At 66.9% G+C, this 20,923-nt stretch carries 24 protein-coding genes and 1 tRNA gene; 13 read left to right on the top strand and 12 right to left on the bottom strand.

What is annotated here, in order from left to right; all coding sequences use genetic code 11:
• Window positions 1-93 precede the first annotated feature (93 nt).
• Window positions 94-909 carry a S1 family peptidase gene (locus BLW86_RS38525; protein ID WP_093878307.1) on the top strand — a complete coding sequence of 272 codons (816 nt, stop codon included), beginning with the start codon at window positions 94-96 and terminating at the stop codon, window positions 907-909.
• Window positions 910-1,335: 426 nt separating this feature from the next.
• Window positions 1,336-2,325, top strand: a complete 990-nt coding sequence (locus BLW86_RS38520; protein ID WP_256341599.1) for an alpha/beta hydrolase — start codon at window positions 1,336-1,338, stop codon at window positions 2,323-2,325.
• 70 nt (window positions 2,326-2,395) lie between these two features.
• On the opposite strand, the gene BLW86_RS42365 is transcribed toward BLW86_RS38520, so the two are convergent.
• Entirely contained in the window at window positions 2,396-2,554 is a 159-nt protein-coding gene (locus BLW86_RS42365) for a DUF7660 family protein (RefSeq protein ID WP_177181891.1), read from the bottom strand.
• A gap of 255 nt (window positions 2,555-2,809) precedes the next feature.
• Complete coding sequence (locus BLW86_RS38515) at window positions 2,810-3,406, bottom strand: HD domain-containing protein (RefSeq protein WP_093878305.1); 597 nt, start codon at window positions 3,404-3,406, stop codon at window positions 2,810-2,812.
• 154 nt (window positions 3,407-3,560) lie between these two features.
• Here BLW86_RS38515 and BLW86_RS38510 point away from each other — a divergent pair, with 154 nt between their 5' ends.
• Both BLW86_RS38510 and BLW86_RS38505 read left to right on the top strand, forming a co-directional pair.
• A complete protein-coding gene (locus tag BLW86_RS38510; RefSeq protein ID WP_256341598.1) occupies window positions 3,561-4,028 on the top strand; it encodes a winged helix-turn-helix domain-containing protein in 468 nt (155 codons plus the stop codon).
• Window positions 4,025-4,552 carry a transposase gene (locus tag BLW86_RS38505; protein WP_256341597.1) on the top strand — a complete coding sequence of 176 codons (528 nt, stop codon included), beginning with the start codon at window positions 4,025-4,027 and terminating at the stop codon, window positions 4,550-4,552. Before BLW86_RS38510 ends, BLW86_RS38505 begins: the two co-directional genes overlap by 4 nt.
• Before the next feature lie 22 nt (window positions 4,553-4,574).
• Here the strand turns inward: BLW86_RS38505 and BLW86_RS38500 are convergent, their stop codons facing one another.
• Window positions 4,575-4,988 (bottom strand): hypothetical protein, encoded by a 414-nt coding sequence (locus BLW86_RS38500; protein ID WP_093878302.1) that lies wholly within the window; start codon window positions 4,986-4,988, stop codon window positions 4,575-4,577.
• Window positions 4,989-5,318: 330 nt separating this feature from the next.
• Here BLW86_RS38500 and BLW86_RS38495 point away from each other — a divergent pair, with 330 nt between their 5' ends.
• Window positions 5,319-5,510 carry a hypothetical protein gene (locus BLW86_RS38495; protein ID WP_143060332.1) on the top strand — a complete coding sequence of 64 codons (192 nt, stop codon included), beginning with the start codon at window positions 5,319-5,321 and terminating at the stop codon, window positions 5,508-5,510.
• Between the two features lie 189 nt (window positions 5,511-5,699).
• Here the strand turns inward: BLW86_RS38495 and BLW86_RS38490 are convergent, their stop codons facing one another.
• The 3 genes from BLW86_RS38490 to BLW86_RS38480 all read right to left on the bottom strand — a co-directional run bounded on the left by BLW86_RS38490 (window position 5,700) and on the right by BLW86_RS38480 (window position 8,332).
• Window positions 5,700-5,930 carry a bacteriocin immunity protein gene (locus BLW86_RS38490; RefSeq protein ID WP_093878300.1) on the bottom strand — a complete coding sequence of 77 codons (231 nt, stop codon included), beginning with the start codon at window positions 5,928-5,930 and terminating at the stop codon, window positions 5,700-5,702.
• Window positions 5,931-6,309: 379 nt separating this feature from the next.
• Window positions 6,310-6,741, bottom strand: a complete 432-nt coding sequence (locus BLW86_RS38485; protein WP_093878299.1) for a hypothetical protein — start codon at window positions 6,739-6,741, stop codon at window positions 6,310-6,312.
• A 505-nt stretch (window positions 6,742-7,246) separates the two neighbouring features.
• Window positions 7,247-8,332 carry a hypothetical protein gene (locus BLW86_RS38480; RefSeq protein WP_093878298.1) on the bottom strand — a complete coding sequence of 362 codons (1,086 nt, stop codon included), beginning with the start codon at window positions 8,330-8,332 and terminating at the stop codon, window positions 7,247-7,249.
• Window positions 8,333-8,546: 214 nt separating this feature from the next.
• On the opposite strand from BLW86_RS38480, the gene BLW86_RS38475 reads away from it, so the two are divergent.
• Window positions 8,547-8,620 (top strand) — tRNA-Ala (locus BLW86_RS38475).
• A 1,480-nt stretch (window positions 8,621-10,100) separates the two neighbouring features.
• Here the strand turns inward: BLW86_RS38475 and BLW86_RS38460 are convergent.
• The 5 genes from BLW86_RS38460 to BLW86_RS38440 all read right to left on the bottom strand — a co-directional run bounded on the left by BLW86_RS38460 (window position 10,101) and on the right by BLW86_RS38440 (window position 14,350).
• Complete coding sequence (locus tag BLW86_RS38460; protein ID WP_093878297.1) at window positions 10,101-10,871, bottom strand: alpha-ketoglutarate-dependent dioxygenase AlkB family protein; 771 nt, start codon at window positions 10,869-10,871, stop codon at window positions 10,101-10,103.
• Window positions 10,855-12,084: a hypothetical protein gene (locus BLW86_RS38455; RefSeq protein WP_177181890.1), complete on the bottom strand. Its 1,230-nt coding sequence runs from the start codon at window positions 12,082-12,084 to the stop codon at window positions 10,855-10,857. The genes BLW86_RS38460 and BLW86_RS38455 overlap by 17 nt, the downstream gene beginning before the upstream one ends.
• Window positions 12,085-12,440: 356 nt before the next feature.
• Window positions 12,441-12,671, bottom strand: coding sequence for a hypothetical protein (locus BLW86_RS42360; protein WP_177181889.1), 231 nt, complete (start codon window positions 12,669-12,671; stop codon window positions 12,441-12,443).
• A 277-nt stretch (window positions 12,672-12,948) separates the two neighbouring features.
• A complete protein-coding gene (locus BLW86_RS38445) occupies window positions 12,949-13,584 on the bottom strand; it encodes a Fic family protein (RefSeq protein WP_093878295.1) in 636 nt (211 codons plus the stop codon).
• Window positions 13,574-14,350, bottom strand: a complete 777-nt coding sequence (locus BLW86_RS38440) for a hypothetical protein (protein WP_256341596.1) — start codon at window positions 14,348-14,350, stop codon at window positions 13,574-13,576. The genes BLW86_RS38445 and BLW86_RS38440 overlap by 11 nt, the downstream gene beginning before the upstream one ends.
• A gap of 115 nt (window positions 14,351-14,465) precedes the next feature.
• Here BLW86_RS38440 and BLW86_RS38435 point away from each other — a divergent pair, with 115 nt between their 5' ends.
• The gene (locus tag BLW86_RS38435; protein ID WP_177181888.1) at window positions 14,466-14,765 is read left to right on the top strand and encodes a hypothetical protein; all 300 of its coding nucleotides are present in this window, start codon (window positions 14,466-14,468) and stop codon (window positions 14,763-14,765) included.
• Window positions 14,766-14,998: 233 nt separating this feature from the next.
• The gene (locus BLW86_RS38430) at window positions 14,999-15,376 is read left to right on the top strand and encodes a nuclear transport factor 2 family protein (protein ID WP_093878294.1); all 378 of its coding nucleotides are present in this window, start codon (window positions 14,999-15,001) and stop codon (window positions 15,374-15,376) included.
• Window positions 15,377-15,935: 559 nt separating this feature from the next.
• On the opposite strand, the gene BLW86_RS38425 is transcribed toward BLW86_RS38430, so the two are convergent.
• Entirely contained in the window at window positions 15,936-16,379 is a 444-nt protein-coding gene (locus tag BLW86_RS38425) for a nuclear transport factor 2 family protein (protein ID WP_093878293.1), read from the bottom strand.
• Between BLW86_RS38425 and BLW86_RS38420 the strand changes: the two genes are divergently transcribed.
• The 5 genes from BLW86_RS38420 to BLW86_RS38395 all read left to right on the top strand — a co-directional run bounded on the left by BLW86_RS38420 (window position 16,378) and on the right by BLW86_RS38395 (window position 20,898).
• Entirely contained in the window at window positions 16,378-17,211 is an 834-nt protein-coding gene (locus BLW86_RS38420) for a TetR/AcrR family transcriptional regulator (RefSeq protein ID WP_093878292.1), read from the top strand. The genes BLW86_RS38425 and BLW86_RS38420 overlap by 2 nt on opposite strands.
• A gap of 538 nt (window positions 17,212-17,749) precedes the next feature.
• Complete coding sequence (locus BLW86_RS38410; protein WP_093879101.1) at window positions 17,750-18,448, top strand: nucleotidyltransferase domain-containing protein; 699 nt, start codon at window positions 17,750-17,752, stop codon at window positions 18,446-18,448.
• A 144-nt stretch (window positions 18,449-18,592) separates the two neighbouring features.
• Window positions 18,593-19,102: a hypothetical protein gene (locus tag BLW86_RS38405; RefSeq protein ID WP_093878291.1), complete on the top strand. Its 510-nt coding sequence runs from the start codon at window positions 18,593-18,595 to the stop codon at window positions 19,100-19,102.
• Between the two features lie 151 nt (window positions 19,103-19,253).
• A complete protein-coding gene (locus BLW86_RS38400; RefSeq protein ID WP_093878290.1) occupies window positions 19,254-19,634 on the top strand; it encodes an FKBP-type peptidyl-prolyl cis-trans isomerase in 381 nt (126 codons plus the stop codon).
• 370 nt (window positions 19,635-20,004) lie between these two features.
• Window positions 20,005-20,898 carry an AraC family transcriptional regulator gene (locus BLW86_RS38395; protein ID WP_093878289.1) on the top strand — a complete coding sequence of 298 codons (894 nt, stop codon included), beginning with the start codon at window positions 20,005-20,007 and terminating at the stop codon, window positions 20,896-20,898.
• The last annotated feature ends 25 nt before the right edge of the window (window positions 20,899-20,923 follow it).

The following is a 20,923-nucleotide window of genomic DNA, read 5'->3' as shown; positions in this document are numbered from 1 at the left end:
CCCACTGAGCTCGGGCCGCTAACCGGATGGTCGGTGGATCTTGAACCGAGCAGGGTGGACGGACACACCCGAACCCCTACGGGAAGGTCCCTTATGTTCAGCTTGCGATCCGTCGGCCGCCGCGCGGCGCGCTCCACTGCCGTCGGCGCTCTCGCCGTCACCATGTGCACCACCCTGATGACCGACAGCGCCGGAGCGATCGTCAACGGGACCGATTCCACGGAGCGTTACCCGTTCATGGCGATGATCCCGGAATCGGCTCCGGAGCAGGGGGTGCACGACGGTAACTGCGGGGCGTCGCTGATCGATCCTCAGTGGGTGCTGACCGCGGCTCACTGCGTGCAGGGCGCCGGCCTCGAGCTGGAGGGCATCGTCCGGATCGGCAGCAAGGAGCGGAAGTCCGGGGGGACCGTCCGGGCCATCGAGCGTACCGTCGTTCATCCGGGCTATGTGAACGGTGAAGGACAGGCTGCCAACCAGGACGACATCGCGCTGGTCCTCCTGGATCGCCCGGTCGCCGAGAAGCCCGTCCGGATCGCAAAGCGGGTCGGGCAGCCTGGCACCCCGACACGGATCCTGGGATTCGGAACCACCGTCGACACCGGACTGAAGTTCGCGGAGCGATTGCAGGAGCTCGAGACGCGCAGGGGTACCGAGGCCGAGTGCGCCCCCGGCTATGCGGGCCGGACCCGGCTGTGCACGGTCAGCCGCGTGCCCGAGGCCATGGCGTGTTTCGGGGACTCCGGCGGGCCGCAACTCCAGAAGGACAGGCAGGGACGGTGGGAGCTCATCGGAGCCACCTCGGGCCCCGGCGTGCCGGGGGTCGCGTGCTCGGCCGGACCGGGCCTCTACACCGACGTGCCGGCCTACGCCGACTGGATCCGGAGGACCATCAGGCGCCACGCCTGAGCGCGACAGGACCGACAGGGCAGGTAGGACCAACAGGGCTGACAGGGCTGACAAGCAGCATGTTCCGGACAACATGGTGGTTATGCCGCGGCCAAGCAACCCCGGACCTCGTCCAGCAATCTTCCGGAATGACGACACCATCCGGCGCACGGCCACTACCTGTCGACGCCGCCACTCCTCACCGTTCACGGAGACCGTCCTTTGCAGCACTGCGACACAGCCACAGCTTCTCGGCGACGCCTGATACGGGCCCGCACACTCGCCGCTTCCACGGTGACCCTCGTCCTGGCGCAGGCCCCGGCGGGGAGCCCCGCATCCGCCGCGCCCCTCGACGACCCGGCCCGGGGGGCGCGGGGCATCGCTTCCGTCACCTACGACCTGGGGGACCGGGCTTATCGGCTGCCGAAAACCGGGGAACCGGTCGAGATGGCCGCGATCGTGCACTACCCGAAGGATCTCGGCACCACGCCGCGGCCGCTCGTCGTCCAACTGCACGGCTGGCACGAGACCTGCGCGGACCGGTCGGCGGCGGCAGCCCGCGACGCCGCCGAGCAGGCCGAGGACTGGGACGCCTACGCGGCCGCCTCCCAGAAGCTGTTCAGCTGGCCCTGCGCCCCCGGCACCCGCCCCATCGCCAACGAGCGCGGTTACGACTACCTCGGCGAAGAACTGGCCGCTCGCGGCTTCATCGTGGTGTCCATCCGCGCCAACGGCATCAACGCCTCGTCGGTGTCGGGCGATGACAACGCCTCCGCACGAGCCGATCTGATCAACAAGCACCTCGCCCTGTGGCAGAAGCTCAACGCCTCGGGCCGTGGCGGTCTCGACGGCGCATTCCGCGACGCGGTCACAGGTAAGGCGCAGCGCATCGACTTCAGGCACCGCGTCGACCTGAACAAGGTCGGCACCATGGGTCACTCGCGCGGCGGCGCAGGCGTGACATGGCAAGCATCAGACCGTCACCAGGCCCAGTGGCCCGCCGGCGTCAAGGTCAGGTCGGTCATGGCCCTGGCCCCCGCCTACAACGTCATGACCGAGGACATGGCCGCGTACGAGATCACCAAGACGCCCGTGGCCGTGATCCGCGGGACCTGCGACGGTCAGGTCGGACGTGAAGCTCTCTCCTTCGCCGCCGACGCGACCGCCAAGAGCTCCGCCGGCTTCCACCGGTTCGAGATGCGCGGCGCGAATCACAACTACTTCAACACACAGTGGTCGCCGGCCAGCGGGCAGGTCGCCGCTCGCGACGACGCCGGCCACGACGCCGCCCATCCCGGCCAGTGCACCGAGCCCGGTGGCTCCACCTATGAGACCCAACTGACCGAAGCCGGCCAACGCCACATTGGCGCGGCTTACATCGCCGCCTTCTTCCAGCGGTACCTCACCGACGACAAGAAGTTCGAGGCGAATCGCTGATCCGCGCCCTCCCCTCCCCCGGACGAAGCCGGGGGAGGAGGAAGGACGACCGGGAAGAGGACGCTATGGACTACTCGTAGACCTTGGCTGCTTGGAGCGCGCGGGCGATGAAGGCCCGGTCACCGCCTGCTGGAATCTCTTTGCCGAAGTTCCGATACCAGCCCGGGGAGTCGTCCACCCACGCGGCGAGGGCTCCCAGGAAGACGGCGAGTGTGTTGTTCGCCCCCACATCTCCTTTGACCCCGTAGGGCGGTTGTCCAGGGGGCCGGTTGTGGGTGGTTCTCGTCACGGATCATGCGGCGGTGGAGGCCGTGCTCTGAGGACATGGGTTCGGGTATCGGTGGGTGCTGGCCATGGACGTACGGTGTCGCCGGCGACAGAGCGGCCTGCTCAGCCAGGGCCGCGCCGGCCCCCGAACCCACTCCCCCGCCTGTCGGCACGCACCATCAGGTGCACCACCGCTTGCCGCTGCGCCCGATTGCCTTCAGGTGAGAGCATGACCGTACGAAGCGGCTAGGGCCTCCAGTTCGGGAGCGCCGAAGCGTGCGCACAATGCTTCGAATGCCTCGACTTTGCCCCGGCCGAAGCGCCCCACGTATGCCGCATAGGTCTTGGGGGAGACGAACTTCGGCGGCGTGGTCTTGCTGTGGAATTTGTCCGCATACATCACCAGTTGCTCTTCCGGCGTGACTGCGATGTAGTCGGCCGGCGGCAGAGGAAGACCCTGGGCGAGGATATCCTCTTTGGTCAGTCCGACTCCCGTATGGCACGAACAGAACCTGCACAATTCCTCCGGCAGCCCCTCGGCTTCGAGGATTTCATGGCCCAGCAGGCCGTGGCGGACATAGTTCTGCCCGCCCATCCGTCCGTCGGCGTCGTACAAGCGGTACACCCCGATGTCGTGCAGCAGGCATCCTGCGCGCACCAGTTCCGGGTCGACATCCCAGCCCGAAAGGGAAATGATCCGTTCTGCTACCTTCCAGACGATTTCGCAATGCGTGAAGACAAGATCAAACGCTTCCTCGTGGGGTGCGTGCTTCATGTGCATCGCACGGATTTCGTCCACCGAAGGAATATCCACCCCGGCAGCATACTGAACTTGATTGGGTGATGTCGGGGATGTTTACCTGACGCCGGCCTGTCGGCTGCGGTAGCTGTGGGGCTGTGAGGTACGCGCAGGGCGGCGGGCTGACGACGCGGAGAGGGCCGCGCGGGAGCGGATCCGGCTGCAGGCCGTGGAGCGCTTCGAGGGCGGGGAGAAGAACCGGAAGATCGCTGCCGCGCTGCGGGTGAGCGAGCGGTCGGTGGAGCGGTGGCGCCGGGCCTGGCGCGAGCGAGGCGAGGCCGGGATCCTGTCGAAGGGATCGCCCGGACGTCCCAGGCTCAGCCCGGTTCAGATTGCGAGACTGGAGTGGGAGTTGGAGCGTGGACCGCTCGTCCACGGCTGGGCCGATCAGCGGTGGACGCTGGCGCGAGTCAAGACGCTGATCGGTCGACTGTTCCACGTTTCGTACACGGTGGAGGGCACGTGGCGGCTGCTGAAGCGGCACGGCTGGTCGTGGCAGCAGCCCACCCGCCGGGCGATCGAGCGCGACGATGCGGCGGTCGAGCTGTGGAAGAAGGAGGTCTGGCCGCGGGTAAGAGCTGTGCGGCGGCATGTAACGGCTGGATCGTCTTCGAGGATGAGGCCGGCCAGTCGATGACGCCGCCGCGCTCCAGAACCTGGGGGCGAATCGGCCAGACCCCGGTCGTCCGGGTTCGCGGCCGGGGTTCCGGACGGGTGTCGATGGCGGGTATGGCCTGCTACAAGCCGGGCGAGCGGTCCCGGCTGATCTACGCCATCCGCGAGTACCGAGGGTGCAAGGGCGAGCCGAAGGGCTTCGGCTGGCGGGACCTTCGCGACCTCTTGGTACGTGCCCGCATCCAGCTCGGCGGACCGATCGTGCTGGTCTGGGACAACGTCCGCCTCCACCTGACCGCCGGGATGCGGGAGTTCATCGCCGCGAACGCCGCCTGGCTCACCCTGTTCCAGCTGCCCACCTACGCGCCGGACCTGAACCCGCAGGAGGGCATCTGGTCGCTGGTCAAACGCGACATCGGCAACCTCGCCGCAGCCGACCTGGGCCAGATCACCAAGGCCGTGAAGCGCCGGCTCAAGCAGATCCAGTACCGCGCGGACCTCGTCGACGGCTGCCTTGCGGGCACCGGCCTCATCACGGACGGCTGAGCGGCGCTGCGCTGCAGAATCGTCAGTCGCCGTAGTACCGGTCGTAGGAGGCGGAGCGCTCCTCCACTGAGAAGCCCTCGAATTCACCGTCCGCCTCGAGCTTGCGCAGTCGATCCAGCGCCGCCGCGGCAGAAGGTGCACGGTTGGCCGAGAGATGAGCCTTCGTCGCGTCGAGCCCGTGCCCAAGCAGGAATTCGATATCGATCGAGCACGCTGCGTCGAAGCTGGCTTGCTTCGCACTCCAGATCAGGAGCACGTCGTCGAGGTCGCCGCTGTTGAACAGCTGGAAGCAGCAGAGCCTCATCAGCTCGGTGTCGCCCTCGCCCTGGACGTGTCGCTCACGCGCCGTGTGCTCTCTGAGGAGTGCACGGATCTCGTCGAGGTCCGCGCCGACGGGGCGAAGCCCGTAACGGCGCCAGCTTTCCTCGACATCCATCGCTGGTCTCCTTGATCGTCCGGCCCGGCCCGTGGCCATCGGCCCCACCCATCGCCGTTCGGTCGGACGACGGCCCCTCTGCTGGTCACAGTATGCACACCGAGCGCCGGCCCATATGGGCCAGCGGCCACCAGCGCAGGTGACCGATAGCCCACACCACCCGACATCACCCAATCAAGTTGAGTAGGCACCCCGGGAGCTCTGGACCAGCTGCTGACCGAGCACGGCCGCGAGATGCTCGCACACCCGAAGGGGGCACTGGCGACGGCGCTGCGCACAACCGACGCCGTATGCACCGACTGGGCTCCCCGGACCCCGGTCCGTCTCTACATGGCGACCGGGGACGAGCAGGCCGTCACCGCCAACACCGAACACTGCCAAGCGGCTCTGCTCAGGAGTGGCGTGGTCGCGCCGGTCGTCGATCTCGGCTCTGTCGAGTACCACGGATCCCGTCACCTGGGGTCCAATGTCGAGGCCACGTCGGCGATCGTGCGCTGGTTCAGTGAGTTGCGCCGACGGTGACCGGAACGCGGGGGCCGCAACCGGTGGCAACCGCCGTGCCGCCGGCCCATGGTGACGAGCAGCGTGCCGCCCCGGTAACGACCACCGTGCCTCATCGCCGGCACCACGGAGCTCGGCCGCTCTCGCACACCCTCGGCGATGTCCCCTCCCCGCTTCCTTGTGATCTGGCTCCGTAGCTGGATTCCGGCCTCACAAGGCAATCGGCCGGTACGCCAAAGCCTGATCAACCACTTCCCCGGCTGACAACTCCCGCTCCGACGGCCAGAAGACCAAACCGCTGACGTAGCCGGACGGGCAGGCCAGAGCCCTGTCGAGCCTGTCCAGACAGTCGTTCACCTCGTCCTCAGAAGAGCAGGCCGCCTCCATGATCCGCTGCACGAGCGCGACCGCTTCCGCCCGACTCCACTCCCCCACACTCATCAACCCCCTCCATCAACGCCACGTTAGCGATCGCTCCAGAATGATCTTCGTAGGCGTCTGAGATGCCTCAGTAGCTCATCGTCTCCTGCCAGCGAAGGCTGAGTGATGTCAAGGGAGACTCATTCGGGAACGATCAGCAAGGCCGCATGCGCAGGGCCGGCGTCAAGGTGTCAAGGTGTCAACTCACCTCCGCCAGTTGCCACCTGGAGCACTCGGACAGACTCGTTCCGAAACTGCCAGTAAGACCCACTCGGTGTACGAGACATGGTCCGTGGGGCCATCCCCACGTTCACGGAGAGCAGCACGGCATCAAAACAACAGCGTTCCGTAAGCGGGACCCTATCGGTGGTGACCTTTGCCGCTCTCGGTCCGTGTCTGCTCAGAGTTGGAAGTCATGATCCGTCAGATCAATCTCGATCGAGTTGCCGAGGCTGTTGAAGAACCGGGCGGCCGTTCCGTGGACCTCCACCTTCTCGAACGGGTTCGAGTCGCCCATCGACACCACCCACACGAGATTCCTGTCGGTGTCGAGCCGTGCGAAGAAGCCCTCCGAGCCATGGGCCCCATCGCCCCCACACACGAAGCCGGAGCCATCCGGCAGCTCGGCAAAGCAGTCGGGGTGAATGCCGTACGTGGTCATCCCTTCGGGGTCGCCACGCAGCAACTCCTCCAGATCGAGCGGCGCTCCCAGGTCGAACCACGACAGCGCGGCGGAGTCGATTTCAACCTCGCGTGCCGAACCGTCCGCCCGATACAACCCGTCCCACTCCGGCACGTCTCCGGCGGCCCACAATTCGGCGATACGGCTCATTTTCCCTCCCCTCGGTTTCCACACCGTAAAAGTATCCCGTCACGCGATGGGGTGAATCGTGGACGGTCTAGGGATACCGCGTCAGCCACGTGAGTGATGCCGTCACCGGGCATCTTTCCGCGAGCCGCGAGCCATTACGGCCCCCGAGTCCGGCGCGGCGTGACCTGCGGATCGCAGAGCCGTGTGGGACGGAGGTCTGCGACCTCGTCCAGCTGGAAGCTGCGGAGTCGGTGACGTCGCGCGGTAAACCGACGGTCGTTGCCAGGGGAAAGGGCGCAGTCCTGTGGGACGACCGGTGTGGCCGCGGGGCTCAGCGCTCGCAGACAGATCAGCTCACGGGGGGGGGACAGTTGAAAGATCAAGTGCTCATCGCTCTTGCTTCCGTCGCAGCGGAGCAGATGTTGCGATATCTGATCCCCTGGGGGCGCGGGACCATCCCCGCACGAGCAAACTCCCTGTTGCCGACCGCGCAGCCTTCACCGACCACTGAACACTCCGGCGGGTTTCAGGCCCGTGGGGATGCCAACCATCGTTCTGCGCGGCGCTGCTTGTCGGAGTCTCCAGAGCTGCGGGCGTGCGCCAGCAGGCGGGCGCGCAGCGGTTCGGGCAGGCCGGCGACGTCCCGCTTCTGGTGCGAGCGGGCCTTCCAGCCCACCAGATACCGCACGGCCCCGGCGTCGTGCCGTTCCTCAGACCGCGGGTCGGCCAGCCCGGCGAGCAGGTCGGCGATCGGCACCCTGCCAAGCAGCTCGCCAGGCACGCCCTCGTGGAGGGGGTAGCCGGAACAGCGCCCGCTGCCGGAACCGTGCCAGGCGAGCAGGGCCAGTACCCGCTCCACCGGGTCGGAGAACGTCAGCTGCAGTCGGTCCGTGAGTTCCGCGAGCAATTCAGGGGAAGGCCTGCCGCCAGTGCGGGAGAGGTCAAGGATCCGGTCGGCGAGCCCCTCCAGTCCGGCGGGCATCGCGGCCAGCCAGGTGCGCTCCTCTTCGACCCCTTTCTCCGCTCGCTGCCGATCGGCCTCGAACTGCTGCATGGGGCCGGGCATCCCGTGCCCGTCCAGCCACGTCAGGAGCAAGCGGCCGTCGGCGAGGACGGCGTCGCCCTCCCACCGCCCCCACCTCAGTGTCGCCCCGTGGTGCAGGACAACGACTGCAAGCCGCCCGCCATCCCGATCGAACACCTCGAAGCGGACGTCCCCGAGGCACATGCAGTGGGACCCGGGCAGCGATTCCACGGTCATGGCCGTCCTGAGCCGGGCCGACTCCGCCGGATCGGAGAGGTCCACTCGGATCTCTCCGTCCACCCCGACCCCGCTCACCTGGACCACGTGTGCCTGCCGCAGCACGCCGTCCAGCGCTGTCGTCCCGTCCATGAACCGATCCCTCCCCGCCTGGACCGCAGGTGCGCAGCCCGCCCGATTCCACCGCAGCCCCCGGCCGCCCTGCAACCCGGCTCCCCCGCGCCCGCATTTCAGCTCGCACGCCGACAGGCGGATCCGCGCCGGGGTGAAGGTGGAGCCGTCCGCGAACAGCGCGCCGCCGTCCCGGAAGACCCGGGGAACGGGTTCGGCATGGACGCAGGACAGCGCCACGAGCGGGTTGCCGTAGCTCCGTCGAATGCACCAAGGGGTCGCTCGGAGGCACCGCCCGACCCCTCGTGCCCGGAACCTTCCCAGGCCTCCCGGCCCGCCGGCCAGTGCCCGGAACCCTCCCTGACCTGATGCCCGTGCAGATGCCCGCGGTCACCATCATCGTGCTGTTCACGGTGGCCGTCACCGCTGGCCAGTACGAGCTCGCGGGCGGGATGGGGCTCGTAGCGCAGTGGTTGTCGCGCCTTCACCGCATGTGGGAGGCCGTCGGTTCGAATCCGGTCGGCCTCATCCCACCTCGACTCATGCAAGCAGGACGCGTTGCCGGAGGAGTGGAATTCTGCACAGCCGAACCTCTGGCGTTTGAGCATCTTGATGCGGTTGACCTGGCCTTCGCCGGCGCCGGAGTTCCAGGGCAGGGGCGGGCTGGCGATGGCCTCGTCTCGATCTCGGTCGATGCTTGCAGCAAGGGTGTGGAGGGCGGGCAGGTCGTCCTGGCGGACGGCATCGAGCCACTGTGGTCGCCGTTCACCCCGGCGCTCGGTGAGCATCCGGGCGAAGGGTCGGACGTGACTGGTGAGGGCGGCGAGGTCGGGCGCTCGGCCGGCACAGCCTTGAGGCAGTGGTTTTCGATCTCGGCGAGCATTTCCGGGTGGCTGAGAATCCGTCGGGTCGCCACGCCCTGTCTGCCTCTCTCCCCACCTGGCGACACGAGATCCTGGGAAGAACAACGCGTGGACGGATCTTCTTGTGCGCGGATGCCATCGCCTCGCCAGGAGCCTATCCGCGCGGAGAACTGCTTCGGCATCCCAACGAACGCGTCACCCAGGTATGAGGTACCTGGCCCTTCAGGGGAGCCAGGGCCGACAGGGACACGTTCATCTGGGAGGCGGAAGATGCCCCCAGCATCCGGCGAACACCTCTCCTGAGCCCTCCTGACAGCCAAGGCAGCCGACAGGCGAAAATCGTGCTGTACGAGGCGTGCGAACCGAGCAGCGCTGTCGGCATCGACCTCGGCTGTCGACGGTGCCTCTTCCAGGGCAGGCCATCGGACCTCCGCTCCAGGTACGCACGCGGCCACCAGCGCCTGATCGGTGTCGGCGACGATACGCAGCGCCCGTTCGCTCCACACCCGCCCCATGCGAGGCGCATCGCGCCGTACGGCCACCTGTCCCGTCTCGAAACCGCACATCGCACCCTCTCCTCCACCCACTACAGCCAGGGCGTCCGACCAGACTTGCCCGCCCCAGCGCGCCTCCACCAGGGTGGACAAGCCGCTATCCGAGGGGCCTGCCCAGGCTCCCCTGCGGCCTGTCTGCCTCTGCCTCTGCCTCTGCCGGCGATCCCGACCAGACCCACCGCCACCGCTCTGCTCAACGATGAAGACGCCGTCTTCGCCTCACCTCTTCGCGGAGCTCAGCACCGAGGGGACATGGGTGATTCCGAGTTCCTCGCGGAGTCCCTATCCTCGCGAGGCAGTTGGTACGAACAGTCCATTGGGGGCGCGGAACGGCATGGCCGACGAGATCAAGCACGAGTACAGGACGGTGCCGACAGTTCGCGGCACCGACGGGTTGGTGATCTCGAAGATGTAGAAGGGCGGTTGAGAGCTCGTGGACCAGGCCCAGGGCGCGCTTCGCTCCACCCTCGACTTCCGTCGGCCGAAGAAGACTCAACCGTGGCTCCTGATCGGCACGGCGGACGCCGTCCTCGTGGTCCTGTCCATGCTTTTGACGACTCTCCCCCGAGGACTGTTCAAAAGCCCTGAAGGTCAAACGGGCGGCATCAGATCGCTCTCGCTGATGGTGTACGTCAACATGGGGTAGATGAAGTCTGTTTCGTTGTTCTCACGGCGCCGTAGTTGGTAAAACTCCCGCCTCTGCTCATCGTCGGCCGACACGAGGCGTGCACCCTGTGGGAGGTATGCATGTCCGTCTCGAAACCGAACGAAGGTTTTTGAGGTTCGAAAAGTTACACCCAACCATTGATTATCCGCCGCCTGGACAGGCTTTTCCAATACGATTTTATGCCTGAGTCGCCTATTCGATTCGACAGAAAACGCGACGATACTGTTGTGGGCGAGAGGGATCTCGAACCTCTCACAACCGGGCCCCTTTGATTCGAAGATCAGCTTTCTCGGCGGGCCCGCTTCGGGGTGTTGGTAGCAGGAGAAGACGGCGATAAACGACTCGTCGGCCAGATCGAGAGCCTGGTCGGAGTGGCCGCCCATGGTTGTATAAGCGTTCGTATAGCTCTCGATGAGAGCATTGTTGAAGCCGACCGGCAGCGCCGCATGTTCTTGAACCTGTTGCGCCAGCTGTTCGTGCACCACCCGGAAGCGCTGCGTCGGGTTGCCGTATCGAGTGGTAGTACGCACGAGAGGCACACCGCCCGCCTCGTCGATCTTGGTAAGCGTGGCGCCCCGCCGACCTTTTCCTACGTCTTCCAAATGAGCCGACGCGGACAGCTCCGAAAAGAGATTATCCTCGACTGGCAAAACGCAGGAGAGGATCTCGTCCGAGATTCTAGATTCGGGGGGCAATGTAGTCTCCCGCGTTCATACTGAAGAGAAATTTGCCGCCGTAATCAATGAAGGATGAGGTCTTGTTCTCCTCGGCGTACAGCCTGCGCAGCTCGTTCATGCCGGCCGGTGTGGGTGGCTCCAGTCTCACCCAATCTCCGGCGACTTTGAGGAACGTGTGTCCGTCCTTGTGGACGGCTTCGGTGCTCGAACAGCGCACCACGTATCCCAGGCGAGTCGGGAGCAACTCGGCGTCCAACGTCGAGGGCCGGATTTCATGCGTATAAAGTCGGTTGGTGGACAGCGGCATGAAGAACACGGAGCCGGGGTAAAGAGTCAGGCTGAACTGCGGAGGGAACGCAGCCCCGTCGCGTTCTTCGGTCGCGTCCTTGAGACGGAAGTGGAGTTGGGTCAGCCCGCTGGCACCCTTCACTCCGTAGTCGAAGGCGTCTTCGGCCAGGGGCTGCAGCCTGTCGAGCCCGTCATAGAAGGTGCAGAAGGCCATGATGCCATTGACCGGCATGTCCTTGGTCTTGTCGGCGTGGGCCGAGATCTTGGCCTTGGACTGCTTGCGCTCGGCCGTGGCAAGGGTGTTGTGGTAGATCTGGGCAAGGACGTGATTCAGCGGTGCCTGGTCCCGGAAGACGGTGGCCGCCTCGCGGTTCAGAGCCTCGATGATGCGCGTGTCGGTCGGACAAAAGCTCTCGGTCGGCCCTGAAAGATTCGTGGAGCACCGAAGCAGGCGGAAATGCAGTTCGTCACCGTTTCGCGTGACGGGCGTCAGATAGATTCCGCTGCGATGGGCCGTTCCGGGCTTGGTGGACTCCGTCAGGGACTGGAACGCGTGTTCCGCGCAGATCCGTCCGAAGTGATCAGCGCCGATTTCGAAAAAACGGCGGTAGTACACGCCGACGCCGTGCACGCGGAGGGGAACTCGGCCGAGGTCGACGAGGGTCCAGGGCTTGTCGACATCCTCGTGGTAGCCGTGTGACAGTTCCCGGACGACGAATACCCGGGCGGCCGCATGCAGTTGGTGGCTGCTGATCCCGGATAGGTCGCCGCACAGATAGACGGTCTTCTGCGCGAGGTCGGGCGAGCCAGAATCAAGGTCCTCTGGCGTGATTACGGTCCCGAAGAAGTCCCTGATCAATTCGTTGTCATGCAACAGCGAAGGCGCAACCAAGGTGTTGCTCGCATCCTCGATGCACGCCTCTGCCAGCTCTGTTGTGTACATCAAACGGTACCTGTCGTTCGCAGATCCTGATGGAGTGCTCGAAACCGTGGACATGGCAACGGTCCGTCCCCTTTCATTTGCGCTTCGCAGCGCAAATGAAAGGGGACGGACCGTTGAACCTTGATCCTCTCACGGGGCTCGACAGTGGGCAACGGGTTCTGCTGTACGGGGGCGTGCGGAGCTGCTCGGCGAGGCCTGGTGCATGTGGCGATCGCGGCCTGGCTTATCCACCCGGGCTCGCACCGAGCAACAGCTGTCCGCGAGCTGTGAGTTCGGTCCGAGGTAAGTGACCGGGTGGCCCGGCGGGTCTGAGTCGACGGCGATGCCCTTCGGCGGGCCGCCGTGGTTGCCTTCGGTCACGGCAACCTGTTGACTTTCAGCATCTTCTCCGGGATGTAGCCGGGGCCGGGCTGGGCGGTGACGGTCAGGACGGCGAAGAACATCGTGCCCGTGCCGTTCGGGGCATAGATGCCGGTGAGCAGGCCCGCCGACAGCTCCGACAACCGGCCCACGAGCAAGGCCCGGGTCGAGCGGCAGGTTCTCATCGTCCGCAACCACGTCCTGTCCGGCCGGTCCTTTTCGTCCATCGAGGAGATGGACGCTGCCTTCACCACGTGGATGTCACAGCGACAGGCCCAGGCCCACAGGACTCGCCAGCAGGTCATCGGAGAGCGTGCGGCACACGACCATGCGGCCCTCAAGCCGCTGCCGCCGACCCGTATCCGGTGGCCGAGCGGCATCTGCGGCCGGTCGGCAAGGGCTGCCTGGTGTCGGCGTACGCATGAATGTGCTCAGCCGTGTACGGGTCTACGTACTCATCTCCCGGCAGGACTGATCAGGAGAACTCGAAGGAAGGCTGCTGCCTCAGTGAGGGAATCCGGTGGCCCGTTGGTGAGTCGAGCGGATGAGGATGAAGACCAGGGCGGCCAGGTCTGCCGCCCCGGCGTCATCGTCCGCGTAGCGCGTGGTCTGCAAGGGGCCGACCTGGTCCAGTCGGACTCCTTCCAGCTCCAGGACGTAGGCGAGGGTGAGCATGGCGAGACGGGCGTTGCCGTCCGGGAAAGGGTGAAAGAAGGCCACGTCGAGGTAGGCCCTGGCCGCGCGGGAGGCCAGGGGGACTCGCGGGTCGGCGCTCTCTCGCAGACAGTGCTCGAAGTCGAGCTGGGTGTGTGACGTCAGCGCGTAGCGTTCCCGGCCGCCCTTGGCGAAGGAGTCGCTTTGTCGGAACTGAACCCCAGGCATGCCAAGGACCAGTTGCTGCCATCCGGTCAGAAGCGCGCAGGTGAGGGGACGCCTACGGGAAGCGTCCGTGCGCGACTGAGCCAGCGCCGCGAGCAATCGGTGGCCCCGAGCGAGGTCCGAGGAACGGCTCCCCTCACCGCACCAGGTGGTGAGGCCGTCCACGATGGGCTCGACCGGGGCCGGCACCTCACCGGCCGCGGAAGTCCAGTCGATCCGGTTCCTGATCTGGACCCAGACGGCCAAGGCGTCAGCGCTCACGGTAGGGCTGCACTCCGGTCAGATCTACCGCGAGATCCTCTCCCACTGCATCGATCAGGGTCCGCGAGGGCACGGTCCAGCTCTTGAACCGTCCGCCGATCGCGGTGTCGACCGCGTTCTTTGCCCCTTCCGCCCCCATGCCCGTGGAAGAGAGGAACCACGTCAGCACCGTGTGGCATAGCCCGTACCAGCCGCATTGGGCACCAGTGCGGTCCATGACCACGGTCACGAGTCGGGTAGCGGCCCGTTCCAGGTGCCAGCTGCGATCCTCGGCATCCGTCCCGTCGGGCGGAGCCAACTGCTCGAACCGCTCCGCCAACTCCTCCAGCCAGTCGCGCCACTCCAACAGCGACGCAACCACTTTGGCGGCCGTTGCTGCGGGCTCACCCATGGAGTGGGAGGCGCAGCACCAGTGGGTGACGACGCCACCACCACCGCCCTCGCCGACCGCCCAGTGCCATCCGCAGGCCCACCGGCCGTATCGGGCGGCCAGGAGCGCCGTGACCTCGGTGGTGAAGCGATGTTCCTTTTCCCACCCGGCACCGTCAGGAGGCACCATCGAGGCGATCACCGTGGTGATCTCGGTTGCCTCCGCTTCGTCCCAGGCGAAGGCGATGAGATCGGGATCGACGGCAGACCACGGCAGCCAGGCCGGAGCGAGCTCGTAGTTGATGGCCGTGGTGTTCCTCCAGAACCGGACAGCGACAACCAAGCGATCATGCCAAAGGCCCGTAGCCTCGTCACGCAGGTTTCTGGCGCTGCCCATCTCCTGCCCGGGCACACCGTGCGACGCTGCCCGGCCATCTGCTCCGCCCGATACGGCACTCGGCTGGACACGTTCACCTGTACACGGCTGAGCACTTTGAGGAGTACGCCGACATTTGGTCGCCGTCGGCGGCAATCTCTACTCGGTACCGGCCCGCAAGGTCCGGCCCTACCAGCTGGTCGAGGTCAAGGCAGCGAAATCCCAGGTCGTGCTCCATTCGACCACCACCGGCGACCTCCCGACCCAGCCCCGACACCAGCCGTCTCCGGGACAGAAGACCGGGCCGCTGGAAACCCTGCTGAGCCGGGCCGCCGTCACCCGGAGCGTAGTCGGCCGTCGACCGTTGTCGGTCTGTGACGAGCTGATCGGCACCCGTCCCTTCACCGCCTACCCGGACGCCAGGGAAACGTCGTGAGCGAGCTCGACCCACGCAAGGTCAAGGACCTCGCCGCGCTGTCGTTCGTCGAGGCAGGGCCGATGCCGCCCTGCTCGGTCCGCGGGGTCGGAAAGAGGAACCGCCTGAAGCCATGGAGCGAGAGAAGGACGTCGCCCAGTGGGCGGCGTGGCGCCGGTTCAGCAGGACAACGGGCGCGGTCGGCTCCTCAATTCGCTTGCGAATGCCCAGGTCAGCCGGGGCAAGATGCTCGAATGAACGTGGAAAGCAGCGTGGCCGAGGTCATCAAGCGAGAGTTGCAGTTGCTGAGTCCAGCCGGACGGTCATCCAGGGCATTGGCGGATCAACTCCTCGATCCGGAGTTCGTGGAAGTGGGTGCCTCAGGGCGCAGGTGGGATCGCCAGTCGATGCTCTCGGCGCTGCCTGTCATGCAGGGTGCAGCTGATGACGGCCCGCAGTACGTGCCTGGCGAGATGACGGGCACTGTATTGGCGCCGGGGATTGTGCATCTGACGTTCGAAACCATGATCGACGGCAGGCGGGCCCGGAGGAGCTCCATCTGGCGGAAGCTGGATGACGAATCCGGGTGGCGGATGTACTACCACCAGGCCACGCCTGTGCCGGATGCATGAGGCAGTGAATCCGTTCCAGGTCGGCGGTGCTGACCGCGAGCTGAACAGTCCTGCGTAACGACGAAGCTCCTGGCAGACGCGGGTCGCGACCAAGATCACCCGCGTCTGCCGGGAGCACCGCCAACGACTCCACCGTCTCCGATGCGGTCATGGACGCCTTGAGGGTGCCCCAGGCCGGCGCCGGACCACCCCGTCGTAGGCCCGACGCGGCCATCGTGGACAAGCCGCCTACACCAGAGACGATCTTGTGATCTCGGCACAGTTGGACCAAGAACGCGCGCAGTCAGTCGGGGACGCATCCGTACGCAGCTGGGGGGCCGGAGCCGTACACCGACAAAGAGGCGCCCCCGAACGGCATGCAGCACCTGCTGATCCGCCACAACCGCACCGCCGTCGAACTCGCCTCCCACCACTGCCATTCGTCCAACCCACGCCGCTCACCACTCTGGTGAAGGTCACTTCCCGAGGGAGCCGCTACCACTGCCGGGCTGGCGCCCAGCATGATCGCGGGACTTCATGCGCCGTGTCCGGCGCAGCCCGACTCTCGGTCATGCACCAGTCACCCTTGCTGGTCCAGTGCGGCGAGCAACTGGCTCGCACGTCCGTCCGCCGCGGCGAAGGCGAGGTGGTCGTGATAGTCGCGGGTCTCGATGATCAGGCCATTCCTGACGCGCAGCACTTGGATGTTGGCGGTGCGGAAAGTGCGGCCGGTGGCGGGATACAGGCCCTCGTAGTCGAACTCGGCGATCACCACCTCAGGGTCGCCGGTCTCGTGGATGCGGATGTTCTCGGCACGTAGGCGAATCGCGTCAGAGGCCTCCAGGGCATCGAAGCGCTTACGGAGCTCCGCCCGGCCGTGGATGCGGCGTGGGGGAACCGGCGAGAAGACGATCTCCACCTCGGCGTCCTCCGCGTAGAGCCCGGAGAGTTCGCTCCACTTGCCCGCCGAGATGAGGCCCGTCAACTTCCCGAAGATCTCGCGGGGCGTAGCTGGTGCAGACATGGCTGACCTCCGTGATCCCGCCGCCTATAATCGGATAGGCGACTCCGTTTCTGACGATACGGATAGCCCACTCCGTTTGTCCAGGCATGGCGAGGATCACTTGACGACAGATCAGACTCCCCCCGGCACAGGCGCGAAGCCCCTACGCGCCGACGCGCGGCGGAACCGTGCGCGGCTGTTGGAGGTCGCTGAGGCGGTCTTCACCGAGCGGGGCACCGGCGCGTCCACGGAGGAGATCGCCCGGGAGGCGAAGGTCGGCATCGCCACCGTGTTCCGGCATTTCCCCACCAAGGAAGCGCTGTTGGAAGCGGTACTCGTCCGACGATTGCAACGGCTGGCCGAGGAGGGACGCCGCCTGATGGCCGAGCCCGGGCCGGAGTACGCCCTCCTCGCGTTCTTCGACCTGGTACTGGATCAGTCTCCCGTCAAGAATGCCTTCGCTGCGGCGCTCGCGGATGCAGGAGTCGATGTCCGGGCCGCCACCTCTGAGGCCGGGCGCGCCCTCCGTGAGGTGCTCGTCGCCCTCCTCGACGGCGCCCAGCAGGCTGGTGTGGTGCGACGGGACCTGGAAGTGCCGGAGTTGACGGCGATCCTGGTGGGCACCTGCCGCATGCTGGAGCACCTGGACGGCCACCCGGAGTCCGCGAAGCGCGCCCGAGCGGTCGTCCGCGACGGACTGAGGGCCCGTACCGGGAACCTGGAGGACAAGGACGTTCCCACTCCTGAAGAAGAGGGCGGTCTGATCCGTGGTGAGGAGCGTTCCACAGGAGCAGAGGCTTCCCGGAGCGTTCGAGTACCAGACCGGCACATCCAGGTGCAGCCGGGCTGCTGATGGCCTCGATGTGGATCGGGGTGCGGCCTGGTGTGGATGGTGGTGGCCAGGAAGATACCGGGCGGACGTTTCGTACACCCCTGGCCCTAAAGGCCTACGGCTGGTGCTCTGACCGCATGGGTTCGCCAGGTGGGTAGTCGTAGCGGTGGGATGTGCCGGGGCAACACCGGTTCGGTGCGCTACCGGCGTGTGATGATGCGGCCGGCGGGGGTCGACTTCCGATGATCCTCCGACTGGTGCAGGCCTATGAGGACACCGTCCGCGACGTGATCCACCAGTTCGACGAGACCAACCTGGTCTGTTTGGATCGTCGGTGGGCAAGAGTCGTTCCCGCCTGCTCACTCCTGACGACGAAGACTTCGTCGTCAGGACGGCCACCACCCGACCGGCCAGGCTCGGCCAGCCCTTCACGCGCTGGTCCATCCGTAAACTGCTCGCCTACTTGCGCACAGTACACGGCCGGGTCATGGGCCAGAGATGCCCTGCCCTGTCGGAGGCAACGGACCGGAGGGACCGACGCCGCACGTACGCTGCGCTCATGGACGACCCCGTGCTCACCGCCCGCGAACTGGTGCAGGATCGATTTCCCGACGCCCAGGCGGCCTTTCTCGCCGGCAGCGTGCTGACCGACCGCCGGACGCCCACATCCGATCTGGACATGGTGGTTCTCCTGGACGGGCCGCCCGCGCCCCACCGGGAGAACCTCGTGTACCGCGGCTGGCCGGTGGAGCTGTTCGTGCAGACGGAGGCCGTCTGGCACAGCTTCGTCGACCAGGAGACCGCGAAGCGGAGATCGCCACTGCTCGCCATGTGTGCCGACGGCACGCTCCTGGTGGACAGAGACGGGCTGGGCGCCTCACTTCAGGACGAGGCACGTAAGCGTTGGGCCGCGGGCCCGCCGCCGCTCTCGGAGCAGGAGCGTGACTACCAGCGGTACATCCTGACCGACCTGCTCGACGACCTGCGTGGCTGCACGGAGCCCGCAGAGCGGGTGTATTTGGTCTCCCACATGCTCCAGCGCGCCTCGGAACTGGTCCTGCTGATCGGCGGGCACTGGCTCGGCTCCGGCAAGTGGTTGTCACGGCGGCTGGCCGCGGCCGACCCGGCGGTGCACCGCGCGTTGTCCGAAGCCGCCCCGCAGGCGATCGCCGGGGATGCGAAAGTCTTCACCGAGGTCGTGACAGAGGTCCTGGACCTGGCCGGCGGCCCGTTGTGGAACGGGTACGCCATCCGATGACCGATCGTTTCATACGGAGGTCCGGTGTGAGCTTTTCGAGGGTGGGGACGTGCGAGGTCTGGAACGATCAGCAAGCCGCCGAGCGGAGAACGGCCCCGGCGAAACCGGGTACTCGATGCGGGCACGGCCTGGGAGGCTGTGCGGGTGACTGAGACCACCCCTTATGACGCCGACCGTGCCCGATTCACCCGCCAGGCGCTGGCACGCCTGGTCCTGTGCGATCACGCCGTGGCCGTCGCCGATGGCGCGGCGGGCCTGGTCGCCACCGAGAACGATCCTGACGCCGGCCCCGGAGGCCGGGTCAGCCAGGCGTTCCAGCTCATCGAACTCGCGGAGCGCGCGTTGGTCTCGGCCGTGACCTACGAGCGGGAACGGGGCAGTTCCTGGGCGGAGATCGGTCAGTATCTGGGTATGGACCCGGCGGAAGCGGAAGAGCGCTTTGCCGCGGACCTGGACGGTTGGAACACGGCCTTCGACGTCCCCTACCGGCTCGACGACACCGGCCTCAAGCGCGTGCCCCAGCTGCCCACCGCCGCGTACGACCCCGTTTCGGCGTGCGCTCGGCTCGACACCTGGGCCGGGAACCGGCTCGTCCTTGTCAACGACGAGCACCCGGTCAGCTCGGGCCTCACCATGGCGGCACCGAAGCCGTAGCACGTCCAGTCACGTTGCGTGCCGTGCTCCGTCGCGTTGGGTGCGCTCCAGGAGATCAGCGTCCTCGGTAGCGTGGTGAGCTACCGCATGGAGTGACCATGCGCCGGATGGCCCGTACGAGGGCTTCCGGCGGAGAGTGAATGAGGCTGCGATGAGTGAACTGACGAAGCCCGAAGTCGACCTTCCGGAGGGTGACGCTCCCACCGAGCTGACCATCCGCGACCTCGTCGTCGGGGAGGGGCTCGAGGCGAAGCCGGGCAGGGTCGTCCGAGTTCACTACGTCGGGGTCACCTTCGAGTCCGGGAAGGAGTTCGACGCCTCCTGGGACCGGGGCCAGCCGTTCAAGTTCGCCCTGGGCGGTGGCAGGGTCATCAAGGGCTGGGACCGCGGGATCAGGGGGATGAAGGTCGGCGGTCGGCGCGAGATCGTCGTTCCCCCGCGCCTCGGCTACGGCAACCAGTCGCCCTCGCCGTTGATCCCGGCGGGCTCGACGCTCGTCTTCGTGGTGGACCTGCTCTCCGTCGCAGTCTGAGACCCGCTGCCGCCCGGCCTCCCCCGTACGGCCGCCGGGTCCAGCCCCTCGGGGGCCGCCTGCTGGGCCTCCCCGTACGCCGTCGGCCTGCGCTCCCCGGACCTTTGCTCCAGCTCGGGGGCGGCACTGGAATCCCTCGAAGGAGCTCTCCGGGCAGCAGAGCGGTGCCCTTTCTTCGCCGGGGCCGGTCGTCCCTGCCCCGCACGAAGACCGTAGGAGTCGTCGCGGCGTAAACCACAGACTCGACGCGAGCCCGGCGCTCCCGGCACGTGCCGCGGTCGGTCACCCGATCGTTCCGGGCATGGATCATCGGGTCCTGGGAGGGTGGTGGTTCCTACGGTGAAGACAGCAGAGGGAAGGACACGCACCCGTGCTGGAGCAGCTCAACCAGGCGCTCGACCACATCGAGCGCTGCCTCGAAGCGGAGGCCGGCCGGGAGGTCGACATCGCCGAAGTCGCCCGGATCGCGATGACGTCGGAGTACCACTTCCGGCGCCTGTTCTCGGCGCTCGCCGGGATGCCGCTCTCCGTATACGTACGGCGCCGGCGCATGACGCTCGCCGGGGCCGAGGTGCTGGGCGGGGAGCGGACGCTGCTCGACGTGGCCGTGCGGTACGGGTACGGCTCGGGCGAGGCGTTCGCCCGGGCGTTCCGGTCGGTGCACGGCATCGGGCCGGGGGAGGTCCGGCGCACGGGTGCGACGCTCACGGCGCAGTCGCGCATGTCCTTCCGTGTCATCGTCGAAGGGAGTACGACCATGCGGTATCGGATCGTCGAGAAGGAAGCGTTTCGGATCGTTGGCAGGAAGGCGCGGGTCCCCCTCGTGCACGAGGGGGTCAACGCGGCGGCCGCGGCCCACGTGGAGAGCCTGGACGAGCAGGCGATCGTACGGATGAAGGAACTGGCCGACGGGGAGCCGAAGGGGGTCCTGTCGGCAGTGGTGCACCTGACCGACAGCCGGGAGGAGGGCGCCGAGGTGGACTACTGGATCGGTGTGGTCACCGATCCCGGGGCGGCCGCGGAGGAGCTCGACGCCCTCGACGTGCCGGCCGGGACCTGGGCTGTCTTCGACAACCACGGGCCGTATCCGAGCGCCCTCCAGGAGCTGTGGCGGGACGTGTTCACGCAGTGGTTCCCCTCGAACCCGTACGCGAGCCGACCGGGGCCGGAGCTGCTGCGGACGCAGCCGGTGGAGATCGGCGCGGAGACTGACTCCCAGCTGTGGATCCCGGTCGAGCGGGTCAGCGGGGGCAACGGGATGTGAAGACCGGGGCCTGGGTGTCGCCTTC

It is taken from the genome of Streptomyces sp. TLI_105 (assembly GCF_900105415.1).
Lineage (GTDB): Bacteria > Actinomycetota > Actinomycetes > Streptomycetales > Streptomycetaceae > Streptomyces.
Note: the sequence above shows the minus strand (reverse complement) of the source record. Positions and strands in the feature narration are given on the sequence as shown.

What these genes read in the sequence shown, in the direction of transcription:
- BLW86_RS38525 (WP_093878307.1), top strand. Translation starts at nt 94, where the DNA reads ATGTTCAGCTTGCGATCCGTCGGCCGCCGCGCGGCGCGCTCCACTGCC.
- BLW86_RS38520 (WP_256341599.1), top strand. Translation starts at nt 1,336, where the DNA reads ATGGCCGCGATCGTGCACTACCCGAAGGATCTCGGCACCACGCCGCGG.
- BLW86_RS38505 (WP_256341597.1), top strand. Translation starts at nt 4,025, where the DNA reads ATGACGCCGCCGCGCTCCAGAACCTGGGGGCGAATCGGCCAGACCCCG.
- BLW86_RS38500 (WP_093878302.1), bottom strand. Translation starts at nt 4,988, where the DNA reads ATGGATGTCGAGGAAAGCTGGCGCCGTTACGGGCTTCGCCCCGTCGGC.
- BLW86_RS38495 (WP_143060332.1), top strand. Translation starts at nt 5,319, where the DNA reads ATGGCGACCGGGGACGAGCAGGCCGTCACCGCCAACACCGAACACTGC.
- BLW86_RS38490 (WP_093878300.1), bottom strand. Translation starts at nt 5,930, where the DNA reads ATGAGTGTGGGGGAGTGGAGTCGGGCGGAAGCGGTCGCGCTCGTGCAG.
- BLW86_RS38485 (WP_093878299.1), bottom strand. Translation starts at nt 6,741, where the DNA reads ATGAGCCGTATCGCCGAATTGTGGGCCGCCGGAGACGTGCCGGAGTGG.
- BLW86_RS38455 (WP_177181890.1), bottom strand. Translation starts at nt 12,084, where the DNA reads ATGTACACAACAGAGCTGGCAGAGGCGTGCATCGAGGATGCGAGCAAC.
- BLW86_RS42360 (WP_177181889.1), bottom strand. Translation starts at nt 12,671, where the DNA reads ATGGACGAAAAGGACCGGCCGGACAGGACGTGGTTGCGGACGATGAGA.
- BLW86_RS38440 (WP_256341596.1), bottom strand. Translation starts at nt 14,350, where the DNA reads ATGGGCAGCGCCAGAAACCTGCGTGACGAGGCTACGGGCCTTTGGCAT.
- BLW86_RS38430 (WP_093878294.1), top strand. Translation starts at nt 14,999, where the DNA reads ATGAACGTGGAAAGCAGCGTGGCCGAGGTCATCAAGCGAGAGTTGCAG.
- BLW86_RS38420 (WP_093878292.1), top strand. Translation starts at nt 16,378, where the DNA reads ATGGCTGACCTCCGTGATCCCGCCGCCTATAATCGGATAGGCGACTCC.
- BLW86_RS38425 (WP_093878293.1), bottom strand. Translation starts at nt 16,379, where the DNA reads ATGTCTGCACCAGCTACGCCCCGCGAGATCTTCGGGAAGTTGACGGGC.
- BLW86_RS38410 (WP_093879101.1), top strand. Translation starts at nt 17,750, where the DNA reads ATGGACGACCCCGTGCTCACCGCCCGCGAACTGGTGCAGGATCGATTT.
- BLW86_RS38400 (WP_093878290.1), top strand. Translation starts at nt 19,254, where the DNA reads ATGAGTGAACTGACGAAGCCCGAAGTCGACCTTCCGGAGGGTGACGCT.